The 21,025-nt window shown below is 74.8% G+C and carries 15 protein-coding genes; 12 read left to right on the top strand and 3 right to left on the bottom strand.

The features are described from left to right. Nucleotides 1-184: 184 nt before the first annotated feature. The 3 genes from ACI8AP_RS15755 to ACI8AP_RS15765 all read left to right on the top strand — a co-directional run bounded on the left by ACI8AP_RS15755 (nucleotide 185) and on the right by ACI8AP_RS15765 (nucleotide 5,251). On the top strand, nucleotides 185-1,285 hold the full coding sequence (locus tag ACI8AP_RS15755) for a TerC family protein (protein ID WP_456590306.1): 1,101 nt from the start codon (nucleotides 185-187) through the stop codon (nucleotides 1,283-1,285). A gap of 57 nt (nucleotides 1,286-1,342) precedes the next feature. Next, nucleotides 1,343-3,307 carry a S9 family peptidase gene (locus ACI8AP_RS15760; protein ID WP_456590307.1) on the top strand — a complete coding sequence of 655 codons (1,965 nt, stop codon included), beginning with the start codon at nucleotides 1,343-1,345 and terminating at the stop codon, nucleotides 3,305-3,307. Between the two features lie 273 nt (nucleotides 3,308-3,580). Then, nucleotides 3,581-5,251, top strand: coding sequence for a M28 family metallopeptidase (locus tag ACI8AP_RS15765; protein ID WP_456590308.1), 1,671 nt, complete (start codon nucleotides 3,581-3,583; stop codon nucleotides 5,249-5,251). 107 nt (nucleotides 5,252-5,358) lie between these two features. On the opposite strand, the gene ACI8AP_RS15770 is transcribed toward ACI8AP_RS15765, so the two are convergent. Beyond that, nucleotides 5,359-5,946, bottom strand: a complete 588-nt coding sequence (locus tag ACI8AP_RS15770) for a sugar O-acetyltransferase (RefSeq protein ID WP_456590309.1) — start codon at nucleotides 5,944-5,946, stop codon at nucleotides 5,359-5,361. 86 nt (nucleotides 5,947-6,032) lie between these two features. Between ACI8AP_RS15770 and ACI8AP_RS15775 the strand changes: the two genes are divergently transcribed. The 7 genes from ACI8AP_RS15775 (at nucleotide 6,033) to ACI8AP_RS15805 (ending at nucleotide 14,320) form a co-directional block, all read left to right on the top strand. Next, nucleotides 6,033-6,314: a hypothetical protein gene (locus ACI8AP_RS15775; RefSeq protein ID WP_456590310.1), complete on the top strand. Its 282-nt coding sequence runs from the start codon at nucleotides 6,033-6,035 to the stop codon at nucleotides 6,312-6,314. 159 nt (nucleotides 6,315-6,473) lie between these two features. Next, nucleotides 6,474-7,772, top strand: coding sequence for a glycosyltransferase family protein (locus tag ACI8AP_RS15780; protein WP_456590311.1), 1,299 nt, complete (start codon nucleotides 6,474-6,476; stop codon nucleotides 7,770-7,772). Further along, entirely contained in the window at nucleotides 7,759-9,024 is a 1,266-nt protein-coding gene (locus tag ACI8AP_RS15785; RefSeq protein WP_456590312.1) for a glycosyltransferase, read from the top strand. The genes ACI8AP_RS15780 and ACI8AP_RS15785 overlap by 14 nt, the downstream gene beginning before the upstream one ends. Then, on the top strand, nucleotides 9,024-10,199 hold the full coding sequence (locus ACI8AP_RS15790) for a glycosyltransferase family 4 protein (protein WP_456590313.1): 1,176 nt from the start codon (nucleotides 9,024-9,026) through the stop codon (nucleotides 10,197-10,199). The genes ACI8AP_RS15785 and ACI8AP_RS15790 overlap by 1 nt, the downstream gene beginning before the upstream one ends. Further along, a complete protein-coding gene (locus ACI8AP_RS15795; RefSeq protein ID WP_456590314.1) occupies nucleotides 10,196-12,082 on the top strand; it encodes an ABC transporter ATP-binding protein in 1,887 nt (628 codons plus the stop codon). The genes ACI8AP_RS15790 and ACI8AP_RS15795 overlap by 4 nt, the downstream gene beginning before the upstream one ends. Further along, nucleotides 12,069-13,280: a phosphotransferase gene (locus ACI8AP_RS15800; protein ID WP_456590315.1), complete on the top strand. Its 1,212-nt coding sequence runs from the start codon at nucleotides 12,069-12,071 to the stop codon at nucleotides 13,278-13,280. Before ACI8AP_RS15795 ends, ACI8AP_RS15800 begins: the two co-directional genes overlap by 14 nt. Then, on the top strand, nucleotides 13,277-14,320 hold the full coding sequence (locus ACI8AP_RS15805) for a phosphotransferase family protein (protein ID WP_456590316.1): 1,044 nt from the start codon (nucleotides 13,277-13,279) through the stop codon (nucleotides 14,318-14,320). The genes ACI8AP_RS15800 and ACI8AP_RS15805 overlap by 4 nt, the downstream gene beginning before the upstream one ends. A gap of 62 nt (nucleotides 14,321-14,382) precedes the next feature. Here the strand turns inward: ACI8AP_RS15805 and ACI8AP_RS15810 are convergent, their stop codons facing one another. After that, nucleotides 14,383-15,048, bottom strand: coding sequence for an MBL fold metallo-hydrolase (locus ACI8AP_RS15810; protein WP_456590317.1), 666 nt, complete (start codon nucleotides 15,046-15,048; stop codon nucleotides 14,383-14,385). 47 nt (nucleotides 15,049-15,095) lie between these two features. On the opposite strand from ACI8AP_RS15810, the gene ACI8AP_RS15815 reads away from it, so the two are divergent. Further along, nucleotides 15,096-16,553, top strand: coding sequence for an amidase (locus tag ACI8AP_RS15815; RefSeq protein WP_456590318.1), 1,458 nt, complete (start codon nucleotides 15,096-15,098; stop codon nucleotides 16,551-16,553). A 162-nt stretch (nucleotides 16,554-16,715) separates the two neighbouring features. Next, complete coding sequence (uvrA, locus tag ACI8AP_RS15820) at nucleotides 16,716-19,613, top strand: excinuclease ABC subunit UvrA (RefSeq protein ID WP_456590319.1); 2,898 nt, start codon at nucleotides 16,716-16,718, stop codon at nucleotides 19,611-19,613. A gap of 64 nt (nucleotides 19,614-19,677) precedes the next feature. Here the strand turns inward: uvrA and ACI8AP_RS15825 are convergent, their stop codons facing one another. Continuing rightward, on the bottom strand, nucleotides 19,678-20,943 hold the full coding sequence (locus ACI8AP_RS15825) for a cytochrome P450 (RefSeq protein WP_456590320.1): 1,266 nt from the start codon (nucleotides 20,941-20,943) through the stop codon (nucleotides 19,678-19,680). Nucleotides 20,944-21,025: the final 82 nt, after the last annotated feature.

The raw sequence follows: 21,025 nt of genomic DNA on the forward strand, positions 1-21,025 counted from the left end.
ACCGCCCGGTTGTGTGCGCGGTAGGTCGGCTCCACGCAGTGCGCCCGGGCGGCCTCCCCGGGGGGTGAACCCCCGGGGGGGCGCGGCCCGTCCGGCGGGCCGCGGCGGCACGTGAGCAGCCTCACCGCCCCCGGCCCGTCGTTCGCCGGGCGGGCCGCCGTTCCGGTACGTAGCGTTCCGGCGCGTGGCCCTCCCCGTCTGGTTCGAGGTCGCGACGCTGGTGGGGCTGACCGTCCTGCTGCTCGCCGACCTCGCCATCGTCGCCCGCCGCCCGCACGAACCCAGCACGAAGGAGGCGGGAGGCTGGGTCGCGTTCTACGTGGCGCTGGCCCTCGTGTTCGGCGGAATCCTGTTCTGGGTCGCCGACGGCACCTCCGCGACCGAGTTCTACGCGGGCTGGCTGACCGAGTACTCGCTCTCGGTCGACAACCTGTTCGTGTTCGTGATCATCATGGCCCGCTTCCGGGTGCCGCGGCACCTGCAGCAGGAGGCCCTGATGGTCGGCATCATCATCGCGCTGGTCCTGCGCGGCATCTTCATCCTGCTCGGCGCCGCGGTGATCGAGCGCTTCACCTGGGTCTTCTACGTCTTCGGTGCGTTCCTCGTCTACACGGCGATCAACCTGGTCCGCCACCGCGGCGAGGACGAGGACTACGAGGAGAACCCGTTCATCCGGCGCATGCGCAGGGTGCTGCCGATGACCCAGGACTTCCGGGGCGCCAAGGTCCGGGTCACGGAGAACGGCGCGAAGCTCTGGACGCCGATGATCATCGTCTTCCTCGCCCTGGGGACGACGGACCTGCTCTTCGCGCTCGACAGCATCCCGGCGATCTTCGGCCTCACCCAGGAGGCGTTCATCGTCTTCACGGCCAACGTCTTCGCGCTCATGGGGCTGCGTCAGCTCTACTTCCTGCTGGGTGGCCTGCTCAAGCGCCTGGTCTACCTCTCGCTTGGCCTCGCCGTGATCCTCGCCTTCATCGGGGTCAAGCTGGTGATGGAGGCGCTGCACACGAACGAGCTGCCGTTCATCAACGGCGGCGAGCACATCGAGGCCGTTCCCGAGATCCCGATCTGGCTGTCGCTGTCGGTCATCCTCGGCGTCCTCGTGGTCGCCACGATCGCCAGCCTGCTGCGCACGCGGGGCCAGCTCGTCTCGGCCGACGAGCCGGTGATCGAGCCGGAGGAGGCCGAGGCGGTGGCGCCGGGAGGGCCCGAGGCCGCAGCAGCGGCCGAGGCGCGGATCGCCGACACCAGCGGCCCGGGCGGAGGCGGCGCAGCACGCTGACGGCGACGGCCCGGCCGCCGGGCGGCCGGCCCCGATCCCTCGGCTAGCGTCGCCGGCATGCGCCCGTCGGACCTCGCCCTCCTGCGCACGCCGGGGACGCCGACGGTCTCGCCCGACGGTCGGATGGCGGTCGTGGCCGTCGGCTGGCCCGACCCCGTCGCCGACGAGTACCGCAGCCAGCTGTGGGCGGTGCCCACCGACGGCTCCGCGCCGGCGCGCCCGCTCACCACCGGCCGGTGCGACACCGACCCGCAGTTCTCCCCGGACGGTCGGTGGTTGGCCTATCTGGGCGCGGAACCAGGTGGCCGTCCGCAGCTGCAGGTGCTGCCCGCCGCCGGTGGCGCGCCGCGCCGGCTGACCGACCACCCGCTGGGTGCCGGTGCGCCGGCCTGGTCCCCGGACTCCCGCCGCATCGCCTACGTCGCACGGGTGCCCGAGCACGGCCGGTACGGCACGGTCCCCGGTGTGAGCCCGGAGGCCGAGCCGCCGCGCCTGATCACCACGCTGACCTACCGCCGGGACGGGCTGGGCTTCTTCCGCGACCGCCCCGCCCAGGTCTTCGTCGCCTCGCTGCCGGCCGACTTCGCCGACGACACCGCCGCGCCCCCGCAGCCGGTGCAGGTGACGGCGGGGGAGGCGGACTGCGCGGACGTGGCCTGGCACCCGGGCAGCGCCGAGCTGGCGTTCGTGTCGGCGCGCCACGACCGGGCGGACCGGGACCTGGTCCGGGACGTGTACGTCATCGGCCCCGACGGGTCCGCGCTCCGTCGCGTCACGCAGTCCCGCGGCGACTGCTCCTCCCCGGCGTACACGCCGGACGGCGCCACGATCGTGCTCACCGCGATCCCCGACCTGGGCCCGGACGGCGTGGACGCGGCCGCCCGGCAGGCGGTGCCCTGCCGGGTCCCCGTCGACGGCGGCCCGCTGGCGGTGCTCCTCGACCCCGAGCAGCACGGGCGGGGCGACACGACCCCCGCGACCGTGCTGGCCGACGGAGCGGTGCTGGTCGGCGTCCAACGACGGGGCGCGGTCGAGCTGCTGCGGGTTCCGCTGGACGGCGGGCCACCCGAGACGCTCGTCGACGGCCCGTTCACCGTCCGGGGCATCGCCGCCGGGGGCGGGGTCGTCGTCGCCACGGTGGGCCACGACCGGTCGGCCGGGGAGCTGCTGGCCGTCGGCGGTGGGGGGCGCCGGCTGCTCACCGGCTTCGGCCGCCACCTCGGTGCCACCGGTCGGCTGCACCGGATGCGGGAGTGCACCGCGCACGCCCCCGACGGGTACCCGGTGCACGGCTGGGTGACCGCGCCACCGGGGCCGGGCCCGCACCCGGTGCTGCTCGTGGTGCACAGCGGGCCGTTCCGCCAGTGCGGATGGGAGCTGGCGGAGGAGGTCCAGGTCCTCGTCTCCGCCGGGTACGCGGTCGTGCAGTGCAACCCGCGTGGTTCCTCCGGCTACGGCGCGGCGCACGGGCGGGCCGTCCGGGGCGCGTGGGGCGGCCCGGACGCCGAGGACGTCCTGGCCTTCCTCGACGCGGTGCTCACCGAGCCGGCGCTGGACGCCGGTCGGGTGGGGATCATGGGTAGCGCCTACGGCGGCTCGCTGGCCGCGCTGCTGATCGGCCGGACGAACCGGTTCGCGGCGGCCGTGGTGGAGGGGGCGCTCATCGACCCGGTCGCCTTCGCCGGTACCTCCGACGCGGGCTGGTACCTGGTCGACACGCATCTGGGCAGCGACCCCGAGCGGTTGGCGGCGCAGAGCCCGCTGGCCCGGGCAGGGACGATCCGCACCCCGACCCTGGTCGTCCACGCGGAGGAGGACCGGCGGACGCCGCTGGAGCAGGGGCAGCGGCTGTACGCGGAGCTGGTCCGGCGCGGGGTGCCGGCAGAGCTGCTCCTGTTCCCCGGCGAGGGGCACGAGCTGGCGCGACGCGGCCGCCCCCGGCACCGGGTGGACCGCCTGGAGCACCTGCTCCGCTGGTGGCGCCGGTGGCTTCCGGTGGACGGGGCCGGCCGGGCGGGCTGAGGTCCCGCCCGCCCGGCGACGGTCGCCGAGCGTCGCAGCCCGTCACGGAGGGTCGTTTCCGCTTTCTGCGTGTCGTGACCTGGCTCACGCCCGAATCCGCTGGTCGGCCGCGGAGAAGAGCCCTCGGCGGGTGGGTGCCGCGCGGGCTCCTGCCAGTTCCGGATCGCGAACTCCCCCTATGCAAGCGCCCTCTCCTCCGGTGGAGTTCCGGTGCCGGCAAGGGCGCCGGCGCCGGCGGGGATCCCGCCGACCACCGATCGAAAGGGATCGAGCGTGAACGAACGACGGACCGCGTCCGCACGACGGACGGCGGCTCGAGCCATCGCACTGGGCACCAGCGGACTGCTGCTGGCGCTGGCCCTCCCCGCCACGGCCACCGCCGCACCGCGGGACTCGAACACCCTGCCCCGGGATCCGTGCGACCGCCGGCACAACATCACGTACGAGAAGCTGCTGGAGTGCGTCGACCTCGAGGACATCCTCGAGCACCAGCGCGCGTTCCAGGAGATCGCGGACAACAGCGACGACCCGGTCTACCCGGGCAGCCGCGCGGCGGGCACGGACGGCTACGCCGACAGCGTGGAGTACGTCGCGGGCCTGCTGCGGCAGGCCAGGTTCGACGTCACGCTCGACCCGGTCGAGGTCACGTTCAACTTCCCCGCCGAGCTGCGCCAGCTCACCCCCGTCGAGGCCGAGTACGAGACCGGGGTCTTCACCGGCAGCGGCTCGGGCACGGTGGAGGGCGCCGTCGTACCGGTCGACCTCGCACTGACCGATCCGGCCGCCTCCAGCAGCGGCTGCGAGGCCGAGGACTTCGCCGGGCTGGACCTCACCGGCCCGGCCGACATCGCCCTCGTCCAGCGCGGCACCTGCAACTTCGGCGACAAGGCGGCCAACGCCGAGCAGGCCGGCGCCGAGGCGGTGATCATCTTCAACCAGGGGAACGGCCCCGACCGCATGGAGCTGATCGTCGCCAACGCGGCGACCCTCGGCGACGGCACCACGGTGCAGCACGGCATCCCGGTCGTCGGTGCCAGCTTCGCGCAGGGCGAGGCCCTGGCGGCCGACGGTGCCACCGCCTTCGTGAAGGTGCTCCCCGCGGAGACCCGCACCGACTACAACGTCATCGCGGAGCTGCGGGGCAGGGACCGGAACAACGTCGTCATGGCGGGTGCCCACCTGGACAGCGTCGAGGTCGGACCCGGTATCAACGACAACGGCTCGGGGTCGGCGGCGCTGCTCGAGACGGCGCTGTCGATGGCTCGGATGAAGCCGCACAACACGTTGCGGTTCGCGTGGTGGGCCGCGGAGGAGCAGGGGCTGGTCGGCTCGACGAGCTACGTCGAGAAGCTGCCGCAGTCCGAGCTCGACCGCATCGCGCTCTACATGAACTACGACATGGTCGCGTCGCCGAACTACGTGCAGATGGTCTACGACTCGGACGAGTCCACCTGGGACGCCTCGGCCCCGATCCCGGCGGGCTCCACCGCGATCGAGGACCTCTACGAGTCGTACTACACCAAGATCGGGGTGCCCTACGACGACGCGGAGTACTCCGGCCGCAGCGACTACCAGGCGTTCATCAACGCCGGCATCCCGTCCGGGGGTCTGTTCACCGGCGCCGAGGTGCGCAAGACCGAGGAGCAGGCGGCGATCTGGGGCGGTACCGCGGGCGAGCAGTTCGACCCGTGCTACCACCTGGCCTGCGACCAGATCGACAACATGGCCCTCGACGCGCTGGACGTGAACAGCGACCTCATCGCCTTCGCGATGCTCACGTTCGCCTTCTCCACGGAGTCGGTGAACGGCGTCCCGGGCCGACCGGTCCCCGGTCCGGCGTTCGAGCTGCCGGCCCCGGCCGGCGAGCAGGGCACGTTCAGGGAGGCGGCCGGCGGCGGCGGCCTCGCGCACGACCACGTGCACGGTCACGAGGTCGTGGACTGACGACTGACGGCTGACGGGGCGCGGTCGCACCGGCCGCGCCCCGTCGGCCTCCGACCGGTCGAGCCGTCGCCGGCGTTCCCACGGGGACGCCGGCGGCGGCTCGTCGGCTACCGGGCCTCGTCCAGGTGGCGCACGACGCGTGCCGGGTTGCCGACCGCGACGACGTCGGCCGGCAGGTCCCGGGTGACGACGGCGCCCGCGCCGACGACCGTGTTCGCGCCGATCGTGACGCCCGCCAGGACGATGACCCCGCCGCCGAGCCAGACGTTGTCGCCGATGGTGATCGCCTGCGCGGCCTCCCACTTCTGCCGCCGCGGCTCCGCCTCCACCGGGTGCGTGGGCGTGAGCAGCTGGACGTTGGGCCCGATCTGCACGTCGTCCCCGATGGTGATGGGGGCGACGTCGAGGGCGACCAGCCCGAAGTTGGCGAAGCAGCGGGCGCCGACGGTCAGGTGCCGGCCGTAGTCGACGCGCAACGGCGGGCGCAGCTCGGTGTCCTCGCCGACCGACCCCAGCAGCTGCTCGAGCAGCTTCCGGCGCAGCCCGGCCTGGCGGACCGACGTCGCGTTGTAGGCGTCGGCGAGGTCGAGGGCCCGCGAGCTGAGCTCGCCGAGCTCCGGGTCGTCGGCGAGGTACGGCTCGCCGGCCAGCATCCGTTCGCGCATGGAGCGACCGTCGTCCCGCGGCGTCGTCATGCGCCCAACCTACGGTCGGGGCACTCCCCGGCGCCCCGGGCGTCCGGGGGATGCCGGACGGGGCCCGGGGGCCTACCGTGCGCAGGATGGCGCTCATCTACCCGGTCCGGATCGACTCCCCGGAGCCCGACGAGGACGCGGCCCCCGACTTCGCCGAGCTCGCCGCCGACCTGTCGGACCAGTGGCTCGTCGAGGTCGACCTGGGCGAGGACGGCGACGACGCCTGCTTCGGCCCGCTCACCCCCCGCGCGGCGTGGGACCTGGCGCTCGGCGTCGACGAGCGGCGCCCGGAGTGGTCGGTCTCCGTGCTCCCGCTGCACGTGCCCGGCACGCCCGACGAGCTGGTGGCGCTCTTCACCGAGGACTGACGCCGCGAGCGGGGCCGGCCACGCGCCCCGCGTGCCGTTCGACCCGCCCGTGGATGAGGTCTCTCTCATCCACGGCTCACCGGGGTGCCACGCGAGCTGGGCACGGTGGGGTCACCCACTCGACACCGGACGGCCACGTCCTCGTCGCCGGAGGACCTCATGTCGCCGACACCCCAGCCCTCGCGCACCTCACAGGCCTCGCCGCGGCTGCGGCGGATCGCGTTCTACTCGCACGACACCCAGGGTCTCGGGCACACGCGCCGCAACATCGCCCTGGCCGCCGCGCTGGTGGCGGCACGCCCCGACACGGACGTGCTCCTGCTGACCGGCAACCCGGAGGCGGCGATGCTTCCGCTCCCACCGCGCACGGACGTCCTCACGCTGCCCACGATCCGGAAGACCGACGACGGGGACTACGCAGCCCGTGCGCTGGCCAGCCCGCTCGAGGTGGTGCTGGACGTCCGGGCGCGCATCCTGGACGCCGCTCTGGGAGCCTTCGCCCCCGACCTGCTGGTCGTCGACAAGGTCGCCGCCGGGGTCTGCGGCGAGCTGCTCCCGGCGCTGAGCACGCTCCGCGAGCTGGGAGACACCCGCGTCGTCCTGGGGCTGCGGGAGGTGCTCGACCGCCCCGAGGTGGCGATCGAGGAGTGGGAGCGGTCGGCCACCACCGAGATCCTCGTCGACTACTTCGACGCGGTGTGGGTCTACGGCGATCCCGTCGTCTACGACCCGGTCGCCGAGTACCGCTTGCCGCCCGAGGTGGTCGCCATGGTCCAGTACACCGGCTACCTCGGGCACGGCCGCCGGGACACCGTTCGCCCGCGAAGCCGCCCGACCGCCCGGCTCACCCCGCCCGCCGAGCCCTACGTCCTCTGCACCGTGGGTGGTGGGCAGGACGGCCAGGAGCTGGCCCGGGCCTTCGCCTCGGCGCCGCTGCCCGAGGGGCACCGGGGGGTGTTGCTCACCGGGCCGTTCATGGCGGCCTCCGTGCGCGACGCCGTCCGGGCCGCTGCCGCGGCCGACGAGCGCCTGACCGTCCTCGATTTCGTGCCGGACAGCGAGGAGTTCTTCGCCGCGGCTGCCGCGGTGGTCTCGATGGGCGGGTACAACAGCGTCTGCGAGCTTCTCGCCGCCGGCGTCCGGGCGCTCGTCGTCCCGCGGGTGGCCCCACGCGAGGAGCAGCTGGTACGTGCCGAACGGCTCGCCGAGCGCGGGCTGCTCGACTACTGCCGCCCGGCCGACCTGAGCGGCGCCGTGCTGGGCGACTGGTTGGCGACCGCGGTCAGCACGCCCGCCCCGGCCGGTGCGCCGGTCGACCTGGACGGGCTGCGCCGGGTCCCGCACCTGGCCGACCTGGTGCTGGGCGGCCGGTCCCGTCCGCCCCTCGGCCGCTCCGCCCGCGGGACCGGTGGCGCGGGCGGCACCGCGCTGCAGGAGGTCCGTCGTGCAGCTGCCTGAGCCCATCCGCCCCGGCCGCGTGGGCTACGTGCTGAAGATGTACCCACGGTTCTCCGAGACCTTCGTGGTCACCGAGCTGCTCGCCCACCAGGAGCGCGGTCTCGACGTCGCGGTCTTCTCCCTGCGGCCACCGGCCGACGGCCGCTTCCACGAGTCGCTCGCCCGCCTGCGGGCGCCGGTCACCTACCTGCGCTCGTCGAGCATCCGCGCCGACGACCTGTGGACGGCGTTCCGGGACGCCCGCGCCGGGCTGCCTGACCTCGCCCACCACGCCGACGAGCTGTGGGACGCCGACGCGCTCGACGCCGCGCAGGCGCTGGAGCTCGCACTCGCCGTCCGCGCCGGGGGAGTCACGCACCTGCACGCCCACTTCGCGTCCGTCGCGACCACGGTCGCCCGGCTCGCCGCGCGGCTGGCGGGGATCACGTACTCGTTCACCGCCCACGCGAAGGACATCTTCCACAGCGAGGTCCGGCACGAGGAGCTGCGCGCCAAGCTGGTCGACGCCGCCGACGTCGTCACGATCAGCGACTTCAACCTCGCGCACCTGCGCGGCCGCTTCGGTTCCGCCGCGGACCGGGTCCGGCGGGTCTACAACGGCCTGGACCTCGCCGCCTTCCCGCGCAACCCGGTCACGGACCGCCCGCCGGTGATCGCGGCGGTGGGCCGGTTGGTGGAGAAGAAGGGGTTCGCGGACCTGCTGGACGCCGTCGCCTTGCTGCGCGCCCGTGGCCGCGAGCTCTCGGTGCAGCTGGTGGGCACCGGACCGCTGGCCGGCGAGCTGGCCGCCCGGGTCGGCCGGCTGGGGCTCCACGACGTCGTGACGATGACCGGGGCGCTCACCCAGGAGGAGGTGCGGAGGGTGGTCGGCTCGGCCGCCGTCTTCGCCGCGCCCTGCGTCGTCGGCGTCGACGGGAACCGCGACGGGCTGCCCACCGTGCTGCTGGAGGCGATGGCACTCGGGACGCCGTGCGTCGCGACGCCGGTGACCGGCATCCCCGAGGTCCTGCGGGACGAGGAGACCGGCCTGCTGGTGCCCGAGCGCGACCCCGGGGCGCTCGCGACCGCTCTGGGCCGACTGCTGGACGACGCCGACCTGCGCGCCCGGCTGGCGACGTCGGCGCGGCACCGCATCGAGGCCGACTTCGACGCCCGCCGGCAGGCGGCCGGCGTCGCGGCCGGCTTCCCGCCCGCTGCAGCTCCCACGGGGAGCGCGTCGACGGCCCGCACGCAGGCCGTGGTGGCCGGCTGATGCGCGTCGCCGTCGTCTGCACCGATCCGGGCATCCCGGTCTTCGGCAGCAAGGGCGCGTCGGTGCACCTGCAGGCGGTCCTCCGCGAGCTCGCCGCCGACGGGCACGAGGTGCACGTCCTCAGTCCCCGCCTGGGCGGCGAGCCGCTGCCCGGCCTCACGCTGGACGGTCTGCCACCGGTCACGGGAAAGGACGCTGACCGGGAGCGCTCCGCGCAGGCCTGCGACGCCGCCGTCGCCGCCTGCCTCGATCGGATCCGACCCGAGCTGGTCTACGAGCGGTACTCGCTGTGGGGGCGGACCGCGACCGCCTGGGCGCAGGGAGCCCGCGTGCCCAGCGTGCTGGAGGTCAACGCGCCGCTGCCCGCGGAGCAGGCCGCGCACCGGTCGCTGGCCGACCGCGCGGGCGCCGAGGCCGTCGCCTCCGCGGCCCTCTCCGCGGCGACGGCGGTCGTGTGCGTCAGCGACCCGGTCGCCGCCTGGGCACGGTCGGTGTCCCGCCGTCCCGACCGGGTGCGGACCGAGCCCAACGGGGTCGACGTCGAGCGGGTGCAGCCGACGTCGCGGCCGGTGACCCCGGCATGGGGCACGCCGTTCACGGTCGGCTTCGTCGGCACCCTCAAGCCGTGGCACGGCGTGGAGACGCTGGTCGACGCCGTCGCCGCTCTGTCCGTGGACGACCCGACCTGGCGGCTGCTGCTGGTGGGTGACGGGCCGATGGGGCCGGCCCTGCTGACCCGGGCGGCGGAGGTCGGCGCCGTGGCCGAGGCGACCGGCGCCCTGCCGCCGGCGGACGTGCCGGCCCAGCTGCAGCGCATGGACGTCGGAGTGGCGCCCTACCCCGCCGACGAGAACAGCTACTTCTCCCCGCTGAAGGTCTACGAGTACCTCGCCGCCGGGCTCCCGGTCGTCGCGAGCCGGGTCGGGCAGGTGCCGGGCATCCTCGGCGGCGGGCCCGACGGGCGGCCGCTGGGCCGGCTCGTCCCGCCCGGCGACCCGGCCGCGCTGGCCGCCGCCCTGTCGGCCTTGCGCGCGGATGCCGCCGAGCGGAAGCGCCTCCGCTCCGCCGGGCGCGCGGCCGCGGTGTCCCGGCACACCTGGCGGGACGTCGTCCGCCGCTCGCTCGCGCACGCGCTCGGGACGGCCGCGCCGGCGGGGCCGGGGGTGCCGCGGTGAGGACGGGCACGCCGATCCGCCGTGAGCGGCCGATCGGCCTGCGCTCGGCGCTGCCGGGGCTGCGGCGCACGCTGCGCCGCTTCGGCCCGCACGTGCGCAGCCAGCGCCGGCTGCTCCTGCTGGGGCTGCTCGCCCTGTTCGCCGAGGTCGCCATGCGGCTGCTGGAGCCCTGGCCGCTGGCCTGGGTCATCGACGCCGTCGTGGTCGCTGCCGGCGCCGACCTCTCCGTCGCACCGCGTGACGACCTGGGCACCGTGCTGGTCGTCGCCTCGATCGCCGTCTTCGCGGTCGTCGCGCTGAGGGCGCTGGCCTCCTTCGGCATGACCGTCTGCTTCGCGCTGGCCGGGAACCGGGTGCTCACCCGGGTGCGCGGCGAGCTGTACGCCCACCTCAACCGGTTGTCGATGGCGTTCCACGACCGTGCGAGGACCGGGGACCTGGTCACGCGGGTCACCGGGGACGTCGGCCGGCTGCAGGAGGCGACGGTCACCGCGGCGCTGCCCCTGTTCGGTAACGCCGTGACGCTGCTCGGGATGCTCGCGGTCGTCGCCGCGCTCAACCTCCAGCTGGCGATGGTCGTGCTGCTGGTCTTCCCGCTCTTCGGGCTGATCAGCGTGCGGCTCACCCGGCGGATCAGTGGCGTCTCGCGGACCCAGCGCACGGCCGAGGGAGCGCTGGCGTCGCTGGCCACCGAGTCGCTCGGGGCGATGACGGTGGTGCAGAGCTACTCCCTCGAGGAGCGCATGCAGCAGCGCTTCGGCGGCAGCAACGAGCGAAGCCTGCGCGACGGCGTGCGGGCCAAGCGGCTCTCTGCCGGGCTGGAGCGCAGCACCGACGTCCTCGTGGGCCTGGCCACGGGCATCGTCCTCTACGTCGGGGCCCGTCAGGTCCTGGCCGGTGACCTGACTCCCGGCGAGCTGACCGTCTTCCTCACCTACCTGAAGACGGCGTTCAAGCCGATGCGCGACATCGCGAAGTACACCGGCCGGATCTCCAAGGCCGCCGCGTCCGGGGAGCGGATCGTCGACGTCCTGGAGGTGGAGCCGGGGCTGCGGGACGCCCCGTGGGCACGCCCGTGCCCCGCACTGCTCGGCTACGTCGAGTTCGACGACGTCCACCTCGCCTACGAGCCCGGTCATCCCGTGCTGCGGGGCGTGAGCGCGCGGGTGCGGCCGGGGGAGCGGATCGCCGTCGTCGGCCCCTCGGGGGCGGGGAAGTCCTCCCTCGTCTCGCTCCTGTCCCGGCTGCGCGACCCGGACACGGGCACCGTCGCCTTCGACGGGCACGACCTCCGCGACCTCACCGTCGCGTCGGTGCGCGCGAGCGTGTCCATCGTGCTCCAGGAGAGCGTGCTGTTCGCCGCATCGGTGCGGGAGAACATCGCGCTCGGTGTCGACCGGGAGGTCACCCAGGAGGAGATCGAGGCGGCCGCCCGGCTCGCCGGTGCACACGACTTCGTCAGGCGGTTGCCGCAGGGCTACGACACCGTGGTCGGCGAGCGCGGCTCGACGCTGTCCGGCGGCCAGCGGCAGCGGATCGCCATCGCACGGGCCGCTCTCCGCGACGCCCCGATCGTCGTCCTGGACGAGGCGCTCACCGGCCTCGACGAGGACACCGAGGCGGAGGTGACCGCGGCGCTGGCCCGGCTGACCCACGGGCGCACCACGTTCGTGATCACCCACGACCTCGCCGCGGCCCGGAACGCCGACCGGGTGTTCTGGATGGAGGACGGCCGGGTGCTCCGCACCGGGCGGCCCGAGGCGGTCCTGCCGACCGGGCCGGTCCCGCTGCCGGCGGAGCACCCGCGCACCGCGCCGATCTCCGTCGTGCCGGCGGACCGGCCGGCGACGCGGTCCGAGGAGTTCCCCCGTGCAGCCCGCTGACGCCGACCTCGCCGCCCGTGACCCCGGTCTGCCGGGCCTGCCGGTGCTGCTGGACGACGACGTGCTGGCCGGCTGGCTGGCCGGGCACGGCCTCGGGACCGCGCGACGCCGCTACCTCCGGTACAAGCCGGGCACCGGCTGCGTGCTCGGCCTGGAGCTGCGCACCGGGGCGGGCGCGGTCCCCGCGGTGCTCAGCGCCTGGGCCGGCCACAGCGCGCCCAAGCTCGCCAAGACCCGCCGCCGGGCCCCGGGCGGAACGGTGCTCGCCGTGGACGAGGGCAGGCGCCTGCTGCTCACCACCGGGGCGGCCGACCGCGACCTGCCGGGTGTCGCCGCGCTGGCCGGGCCGGGCGGCGGGCCCGGCGTCCTGGCTCCGCTGCTCCCGGGGTGGCCGCTCGCCGCGGCGACGATCCGGGTGCTGCGGTACAAGCCCGCCCGCCGGTGGGTCGGCGTCCTCACCGCCGCCGGCCGGGAGCCGGTGCTGCTGCGTGTCCACCGGCCGGCCGTCACCGCCGAACTGGTGACCGCCCTCTCCGCGTTCGGCACGGCCCGGGTGCGCACGCCGGGGCTCGTCGCCGCGGATGCCGGCCTCGGCCTGACGGTCATGGAGTGGCTGCCCGGTGAGGCGTTGAGCGACGTCCCCGTCGGCGACCGTGCGCCGCTGCTCCGCGCCACGGGCCGGGCGCTGGCGCAGCTCCACCAGCACTCCGCCCCGGGGCTGCGGCGCCGTCCCGAGACGGTCGCGGAGAGCACGCGGGCCGGAGCCCGCCTCGTGGCGCGGCTGCTCCCCGCGCAGGCCGGCCGCGCCCTGGGCCTGGCCGCGGTGATCGCGGCGCGGCTCCGACCACCGCCCGGGCTGCGGGTCTGCCACGGTGACTTCTCGGCCGACCAGGTGGTCGTCGGGCCGAGCGGCCCGGCGCTCGCCGACCTCGACGAGCTGGCGCTCGACGATCCTGCCGCCGACCTCGCGTCGATGATCGCCTGCGCCCGTCTCGACGGTGGCGGGCACGGGGGGGACGTGGAGCCGGTGCTCGCCGGCTACGCCACGATCCGTGCGCTGCCCCCGGCTCGTCAGCTGGCCGCCCACACCGCCGCTGCGCTGCTGCGCCGGGCGCCGGAGCCCTTCCGGCTGGCCGAACCCGCGTGGGACAGCGGTCTGGTCCGCGCCCTGGACGCCGCCGAGCGGGCCCTGTCGTGAACGGGAGACGGACGCGCACCCGGCTCGCCGCCGCCTGCGCCGCCGTCGAGAGCCTGGGCGGTCGGCTGCTGCGGGCCTGGCCGCGAGGTCCGGAGCACCTGCTCCTGGAGGCCACGCTGGGCGGGGGGCCGACCGCGGGGCAGTGGTTCGGCGATCCCGGACGCGCCCGGGCGGTCGCCGAGGCGACCGTCGGCGCGATCGTGCATGGCGGCCTCGTGCTGCAGCCCCGGGGCGCCGACCGGCGGTTGCGCGGCCTGGGCGAGCTCCTCGCCGCTCCGGGCGCCGCTCTGCTGGCCCACCGCCCGGAGCGGCGCGCGGTGCTGCGCCACGGCGGACCGGACGGAGCAGTGGCCTACACGAAGGTGGTGCGGCCGGACCGGTTGCCGGGCCTGCTGCTCGCGGCCCAGCGGGTGCCCCGGCTGCCGGTACGCACACCGCGGTTGCTCGGGTCCGACCTCGGACTCGGCCGGCTGACCACGGCCGCCCTGCCGGGCCGGCCGCTGCACGAACTGCTCGCCTCCGCAGCCGCGGTGCCGGCCTGCCGGTCGCTGGGCACGGCCCTGGCTGCGCTGCACCGGGCGCCGGTACCGCCGGGTACGCCGGTGCACGACGCAGCGGCGGAGGTGGCGGTGCTCCGTCGGTGGGCGGAGCTGGCCCGCACGTTCGGAGCGGCGGACGTCCCCGGTGTCGAGGACGTGGCCCGCGCACTGGCGGACCGGCCGGCCGGTCCACCGGCGCTCCTGCACCGGGACCTGCACGACCGGCAGGTGCTCGTGGCCGACGACGGGTCCGTCGGGCTGCTCGACTTCGACCTGCTCGCCGCCGGGGAGCCGGCGCTCGACGTGGCCAATCTGCTGGTCCACCTGGAGCTGCGGGAGCAGCAGGGTCTTCTCGGAACCGCGGCGGTGCTGCGCGACGCGGTGCTCGAGGGGTACCGCCCGTCCACCGCCACGCTCACCCGACTACCGGCCTACGCGGCGGCGACCCGGCTCCGGCTCGCCGCGGTGTACGCCTTCCGTCCCGGCGCGGCGGTCAGCTGACCTCGCCGGGGTACCTGTCGACGGCCGGATGGCGCCTGGTGCACCCGGAACCACCGGCGGGGTCACCAGCCGCGCTCGCGCCACTCGCCCAGGTGCGGGCGCTCGGCGCCGAGGGTGGTGTCCCGCCCGTGCCCGGGGTAGATCCAGGCGTCGTCCGGGAGGACGGCGAACAGTCGCTCCTCGACGTCGTCGATCAGGCTGGCGAAGTCCTCCGCCGACCAGGTCTTGCCCACGCCGCCGGGGAAGAGGCTGTCGCCGGTGAAGACGTGCACCCCCGCGTCGGCGGGGCCACGCCAGACCAGCGCGATGCTGCCGGGCGTGTGCCCGCGCAGGTGCACGACCTCGAGCGTCTGCTCACCGACCGCCACGGTGTCGCCGTGCTCGGCCGGCCGCGTCACCGGAACGGGCAGGGCGGCGGCGTCGGCCGGGTGGGCGACGGTCGCCGCCCCGGTCTCGCGCACGACGTCGGGCAGCGCCCGGTGGTGGTCCCAGTGCCCGTGGGTGGTGACGACCGTGCGCAGGTCGGCGTCGCCGACCAGCGAGCGGAGGGTGGCCGGCTCGTCGGCGGCGTCGACCAGCAGGGCCTCGCCGGTGGCGGTGCACCGGAGCAGGTAGGCGTTGTTCGCCATCTCGCTGACCGCGACCTTGCTGATGGTCAGCCCGGGCAGCTCGCGCACGTCGGCGGGGCCGCCCACCGTGACGTCTCCGGTATAGGTGGGGGTGCTCATCCGGACTCCGTTCGGAAAGTGTCGGCGGGCGCGGTTACGGTCCAGTCATGGACGCTAGCGGAGGTGTCGGCACCGCTCAGGGCGACGCTGCAGGAGGCGGGGCCGCGGGGGGCGAGCCGCAGGAGCCCGGGGCGCGGATCGTCGGGCTGACGGCGACGGAGATCGCGGCGCGGGTCCGCGCGGGCGAGCTGACGGCGGTGGAGGTGGTCCGCGCGCACCTCGACCACATCGAGGCGGTCGACGCGCGGGTCGGCGCCTTCCGCGTCGTCCGGCGCGAGGCGGCGCTGGCCGAGGCCGCCGCGGTCGACGCGAGCCTCACCCGCTTCGCCCTCCCGCTGGCCGGGGTGCCCGTCGCGGTGAAGGACAACGTGCCGGTGGCCGGCGAGGTGTGCACCGACGGCTCCCCGGCGCGGGAGAGCGGACCGGAGCGCCGCGACCACGAGATCGTCACCCGGCTGCGCAAGGCCGGCGCGGTCGTCGTCGGCATCACCCGGGTGCCCGAGCTGTGCCTGTACGCCGCCACCGACGGCCCGGGCACGGTCACGCGCAACCCCTGGGACACCGCCCTCTCGCCGGCGGGCAGCTCGGGCGGCAGTGCGGCGGCAGTGGCCTCCGGCGCCGTCCCGCTCGCCCACGGCAACGACGGGATGGGCTCCCTCCGGCTGCCCGCCGCGGCGTGCGGGCTGGTCACGCTCAAGCCCGGCGTCGGGGTGGTCCCGGGTGGCATCGGCGCCGACGACTGGTCGGGCATGGCCGTCAACGGCGCGCTGGCCACCACGGTCGCCGACCTCGCGGTCGCGCACGCCGTGCTGGCGGGGGAGCGGCCCACGGCCCCGGCCGCGCCCGGACGTCCGCTCCGGATCGCCGTCAGCACCCGGTCGCCGCTCCCCGGCGTCGGCGCGGACGAGGCCACCCGCGCGGCGGTCGACGCCGTGGTGAACCAGCTGCGGGCGGCCGGGCACACGGTGGTGCGCCGGAACCCGCCGGTCACCCCGGCCGCCGCGGCCGGCGCGCTCGCGCGGTGGATGGCCGGGGCGGAGGACGACGCGGAGTTCCTCGGCATCGACCGTGCGCGGCTGCAGCCCCGCAGCCGCACGCACGCCCGCGTCGGCAGGCTGGTGCGCCGGCTCGGGCTGGTGCGGCCCCGGACGCAGGAGCGGTTCCGGGAGCGGATGGAGCGCTTCTTCGACGACGTCGACCTGCTGCTCACGCCGGTCACCACCGGTCCGCCGCTGCCCGCCCGGCCCTGGCACGAGCGGTCCTTCCTGGCCAACCTCACGGCCAACGCGCGCTGGTCCCCGTGGACGGCGGCCTGGAACCTCGCGGGCATCCCGGCCGCGGTCCTGCCGGCCGGCGCCCGGCCGGGCGGGCCCCCCGTGCCGGTCCAGTTCGTCGGGCCGCCGGGTGCCGAGGAGCGGCTACTCTGGATCGCCGGCGAGCTGGAGTCCCGTCGGCCCTGGCGCCGGTACGCGCCCGTCTTCGACCCCACCGCGACGCCGGCCTGAGCCCGAGCGCGCAGCGGCCGCCCGGTGACCGGGCGCAACTCACAGCGCCGGGTGGACGACCGCGGGCCGCGCCGGAGTTGCACGGGCTGGGCCGCGATCGGACCACGACCGCCGCCGTCCAGGCCACCACCGCACCACCCACCAGCGACCGACAGGGATCACATGGACCGGCTCGTCGTCCGCGGCGCCCGCGAGCACAACCTCAAGGACGTCCACATCGACCTCCCCCGTGACGCGCTCATCGTCTTCACGGGGCTGTCGGGGTCGGGCAAGTCCAGCCTCGCCTTCGACACGATCTTCGCCGAGGGGCAGCGGCGGTACGTCGAGTCGCTGTCGGCCTACGCCCGCCAGTTCCTCGGCCAGATGGACAAGCCCGACGTCGACTTCATCGAGGGGCTCTCGCCGGCGGTGTCGATCGACCAGAAGTCGACCAACCGAAACCCCCGGTCGACCGTCGGCACCATCACCGAGGTCTACGACTACCTGCGGCTGCTGTACGCGCGGGCCGGGCAGCCGCACTGCCCGAACTGCGGCAAGCCGATCTCGCGGCAGACCCCGCAGCAGATCGTCGACCAGGTGCTGGCGATGGAGGAGGGCACCCGCTTCCAGGTGCTCGCCCCCGTCGTGCGGGCGCGCAAGGGCGAGTACGTGGACCTGTTCAGCTCGCTGCAGACCCAGGGGTTCTCCCGCGTCCGCGTCGACGGCACCGTGCACCCGCTCACCGAACCGCCGGCGCTGAAGAAGCAGGAGAAGCACAGCATCGAGGTGATCGTCGACCGGCTCACGGTGAAGGAGAGCGCCAAGCGCCGGCTCACCGACTCGGTGGAGACCGCGCTCGGGCTGGCCGGGGGGCTGGTCGTCCTGGACTTCGTCGACCTGCCGGAGGGTGACCCCGCGCGCGAGCGCACCTTCTCCGAGCACCTGGCCTGCGTCGACGACGGGCTGTCGTTCGAGGCGCTCGAGCCGCGCTCGTTCTCCTTCAACTCGCCCTTCGGCGCCTGCGGCGAGTGCACCGGGATCGGCACGCGCAAGGAGGTCGACCCCGAGCTCGTCGTGCCGGATCCCGGCAAGAGCCTCAACCAGGGCGCGATCGCCCCGTGGTCGAGCTCGATGAGCAACGAGTACTTCACCCGACTGCTGACCGGTCTCTCTCAGCAGATCGGCTTCTCGATGGACGATCCGTGGGAGCGGCTGCCGGCCAAGGTGCAGAAGGCGATCCTGCACGGCTCGCCCGACCAGGTGCACGTGCGCTACAAGAACCGGTACGGCCGCGAGCGCAGCTACTACGCCGCCTTCGAGGGTGTCCTGCCGTTCCTGGAGCGCCGGCACGACGACACCGACAGCGACTACATGCGGGACAAGTACGAGGGCTACATGCGCGACGTGCCCTGTCCCGTCTGCCACGGCACCCGGCTCAAGCCGGAGATCCTCGCGGTGAAGCTCAACGGCCGCTCCATCGCCGAGGTCACCAACCTCTCCATCGGCGAGGCGTCGCAGTGGCTCGGCGCGCTGGAGCTCGGGGAGCGGGAGAAGGCGATCGCCGATCGCGTGCTGCGCGAGATCCAGGCCCGGCTGTCCTTCCTCGTCGACGTCGGGCTGGACTACCTCTCCCTCGACCGCCCGGCCGCCACCCTGGCCGGCGGTGAGGCGCAGCGCATCCGGCTGGCCACCCAGATCGGATCCGGCCTCGTCGGTGTCCTCTACGTGCTGGACGAGCCGTCGATCGGGCTGCACCAGCGGGACAACACCAAGCTCATCGAGACCCTCGTGCGGCTGCGCGACATGGGCAACACGCTGATCGTCGTCGAGCACGACGAGGACACCATCAAGACCGCCGACTGGGTGGTCGACATCGGCCCGGGAGCCGGTGAGCACGGCGGCGAGGTGGTGGTCAGCGGCACGGTCGAGGACCTGCTCGCCAGCGAGCGGTCGCTGACCGGCCAGTACCTGTCCGGGCGCAAGGAGATCACCGTCCCGGCGAAACGCCGCGAGCGGACCCCGGGGCGCGAGCTGGTGGTGAAGGGCGCCCGCGAGAACAACCTGCGGGGTGTCGACGTCACCTTCCCGCTCGGCATGCTCGTCGCCGTCACCGGCGTCTCCGGGTCGGGCAAGTCCAGCCTGGTCAACGACATCCTCTACAGCGTCCTGGCCAACGAGCTGAACCGGGCGCGACTGGTGCCCGGCCGGCACCGCACGGTCACCGGGCTGGAGCACCTGGACAAGGTCGTGCACGTCGACCAGTCGCCGATCGGCCGCACCCCGCGCTCGAACCCGGCCACCTACACCGGCGTCTGGGACCACGTGCGCAAGCTGTTCGCCCAGACCTCGGAGGCGAAGGTCCGCGGCTACCTGCCGGGCCGGTTCTCCTTCAACGTGAAGGGCGGCCGCTGCGAGGCCTGCTCGGGCGACGGCACGCTGAAGATCGAGATGAACTTCCTGCCCGACGTCTACGTGCCGTGCGAGGTGTGCAAGGGCGCCCGGTTCAACCGGGAGACCCTCGAGGTGCACTACAAGGGCAAGACGGTGTCCGAGGTCCTCGACATGCCGATCGAGGAGGCGGCGGACTTCTTCGCCGCCATCCCGGCCATCGCCCGGTACCTGCGCACGCTCACCGACGTCGGCCTGGGCTACGTCCGGCTCGGCCAGCCGGCGACCACGCTCTCCGGTGGTGAGGCGCAGCGGGTGAAGCTCGCGAGCGAGCTGCAGAAGCGGTCCAACGGGCGCAGCATCTACGTCCTCGACGAGCCCACCACCGGTCTGCACTTCGAGGACATCCGCAAGCTGCTGCTGGTCCTCCAGGGGCTGGTGGACAAGGGCAACTCGGTGCTCGTGATCGAGCACAACCTCGACGTCATCAAGAGCGCCGACTGGCTGGTCGACATGGGGCCCGAGGGGGGCTTCCGCGGCGGCATGGTCGTCGCGGAGGGCACGCCGGAGTTCGTCGCCTCGGTCCCGGAGAGCCACACCGGCCGATACCTCGTGCCGTTGCTGGACGCCGACGCCGTCGCCGCGGCGGCGGCCGGCCCGGTGAAGAAGCGGGCGCGCAAGAAGGCCAGCTGACCGGTGGACGTCGACGGCCCGCGCCCGCACGCCGGGGCCCGGGCCGTCGACGTCGCGGGCGGCTTCAGCCCGCGGCCGGAACCGCCGTCGGCAGCGGCCGGACGTCGGAGATGACGAAGCCGGAGGCCGGCAGCGTCGGCAGCCGGCGCAGGCTGACGCTGAGGTCCTGGACCCCCACCCGGTAGCGCATCGACCGGGTCAGCTGGCGGATCGCCTCGGCGATGAGCAGCCGGGTCATCGGCTCGCCGGGGCAGCGGTGGTCGTCCCCGTACTCGCCCGCGCCCTGCGGCACCAGCGTGTAGGCATCGCCCTCCCAGTCGCGGAACCGCTCGGGGCGGAACGCCTCGGGGTCCGGCCACAGCCGCGGATCGTGGTTGGTGCCGTACAGGTCCAGCAGCACCCGCAGGCCCACCTGGAAGTCGTGCCCCTGCCAGGTGAACGGCCGGCGCACCCGCCCGCCGATCAACGGGAAGAACGGGTAGTACCGGCGGACCTCGTCGACGAAGGCCATGAGGTCGGTCTCGTCACCGTCGGCGAAGGTGTCGTACCAGGACGGGTGACGCAGCAGCGCCATCGCCGCGAAGACGACGTACCGGCTGACGGCGACGATGGGCCGCAGGACGTTGAGCAGCTCCACCCCGGCAGCCGGCAGGGTGAGCGGCTCCCCGGCGGTGTCGCGATGGGCGGCGATCACGGCCAGCGCGCTGCCGGCCGGCGGCTGCAGGGCGCCGCGGCGGGTGCGCTCGACGAGGTCCCGCGCCCACCGCTCCGAGCGGTTGCGCAGCACCCTGGCCAGCCAGTTCCGTGGCCCCAGGTCACCGGCGTGGTCGACCATCGCCGACATCTCCCGGGTGCGCAGGCGCACGTCGCGCTCGCTCATCGGCAGCCCGGCCCAGCCCGCCGCCACACGGGTCAGCACCTCGTTCACCGCGTCGTGCAGCGCGACGCGACCGGCCCGCTGCCAGCGGGGGACGGCGCGGCGCCACTCGTCGGCGAGCCGCTCGGTGATCGCCTCGCTGCCGGTGCCCTGGAGCACGCTGAGGAACATGTCCTTGCGGTGGCGGTGCGGTTCGCCGTCCAGCGCCTGCACGCTGCCCTCGTCCTGGAGCAGGCGCAGCACCGACGAGGGGAACGCCCCCGTCCGGGTGAAGCGCTCACCGCTGTAGAAGATCCGGGCCGCCTCGGCACCGCGCATGCAGACCGCCGGCTGCAGCAGCAACCGGGTGCGGAAGGCGTCCGTATCGAGCTGGTCACAGCGCCGGGAGATGAAGGCGTAGCCGTCGCGCAGCAGGGCCAGCGAGCTGTCGGGCGCGGGGAGGGTCGGGATCATCGGTCACCTCTTCCGGTCGTCGTTCCGGGCCACCCGGCACGCCTGCCCGGTGCCGCGATCGCCGAACCACGCGGCGCTGCTC

This window comes from Blastococcus sp. SYSU DS1021, from assembly GCF_054050995.1.

What these genes read in the sequence shown, in the direction of transcription:
- ACI8AP_RS15780 (WP_456590311.1), top strand. Translation starts at nt 6,474, where the DNA reads ATGTCGCCGACACCCCAGCCCTCGCGCACCTCACAGGCCTCGCCGCGG.
- ACI8AP_RS15760 (WP_456590307.1), top strand. Translation starts at nt 1,343, where the DNA reads ATGCGCCCGTCGGACCTCGCCCTCCTGCGCACGCCGGGGACGCCGACG.
- ACI8AP_RS15770 (WP_456590309.1), bottom strand. Translation starts at nt 5,946, where the DNA reads ATGACGACGCCGCGGGACGACGGTCGCTCCATGCGCGAACGGATGCTG.
- uvrA (WP_456590319.1), top strand. Translation starts at nt 16,716, where the DNA reads ATGGACCGGCTCGTCGTCCGCGGCGCCCGCGAGCACAACCTCAAGGAC.
- ACI8AP_RS15790 (WP_456590313.1), top strand. Translation starts at nt 9,024, where the DNA reads ATGCGCGTCGCCGTCGTCTGCACCGATCCGGGCATCCCGGTCTTCGGC.
- ACI8AP_RS15775 (WP_456590310.1), top strand. Translation starts at nt 6,033, where the DNA reads ATGGCGCTCATCTACCCGGTCCGGATCGACTCCCCGGAGCCCGACGAG.
- ACI8AP_RS15810 (WP_456590317.1), bottom strand. Translation starts at nt 15,048, where the DNA reads ATGAGCACCCCCACCTATACCGGAGACGTCACGGTGGGCGGCCCCGCC.
- ACI8AP_RS15815 (WP_456590318.1), top strand. Translation starts at nt 15,096, where the DNA reads ATGGACGCTAGCGGAGGTGTCGGCACCGCTCAGGGCGACGCTGCAGGA.
- ACI8AP_RS15825 (WP_456590320.1), bottom strand. Translation starts at nt 20,943, where the DNA reads ATGATCCCGACCCTCCCCGCGCCCGACAGCTCGCTGGCCCTGCTGCGC.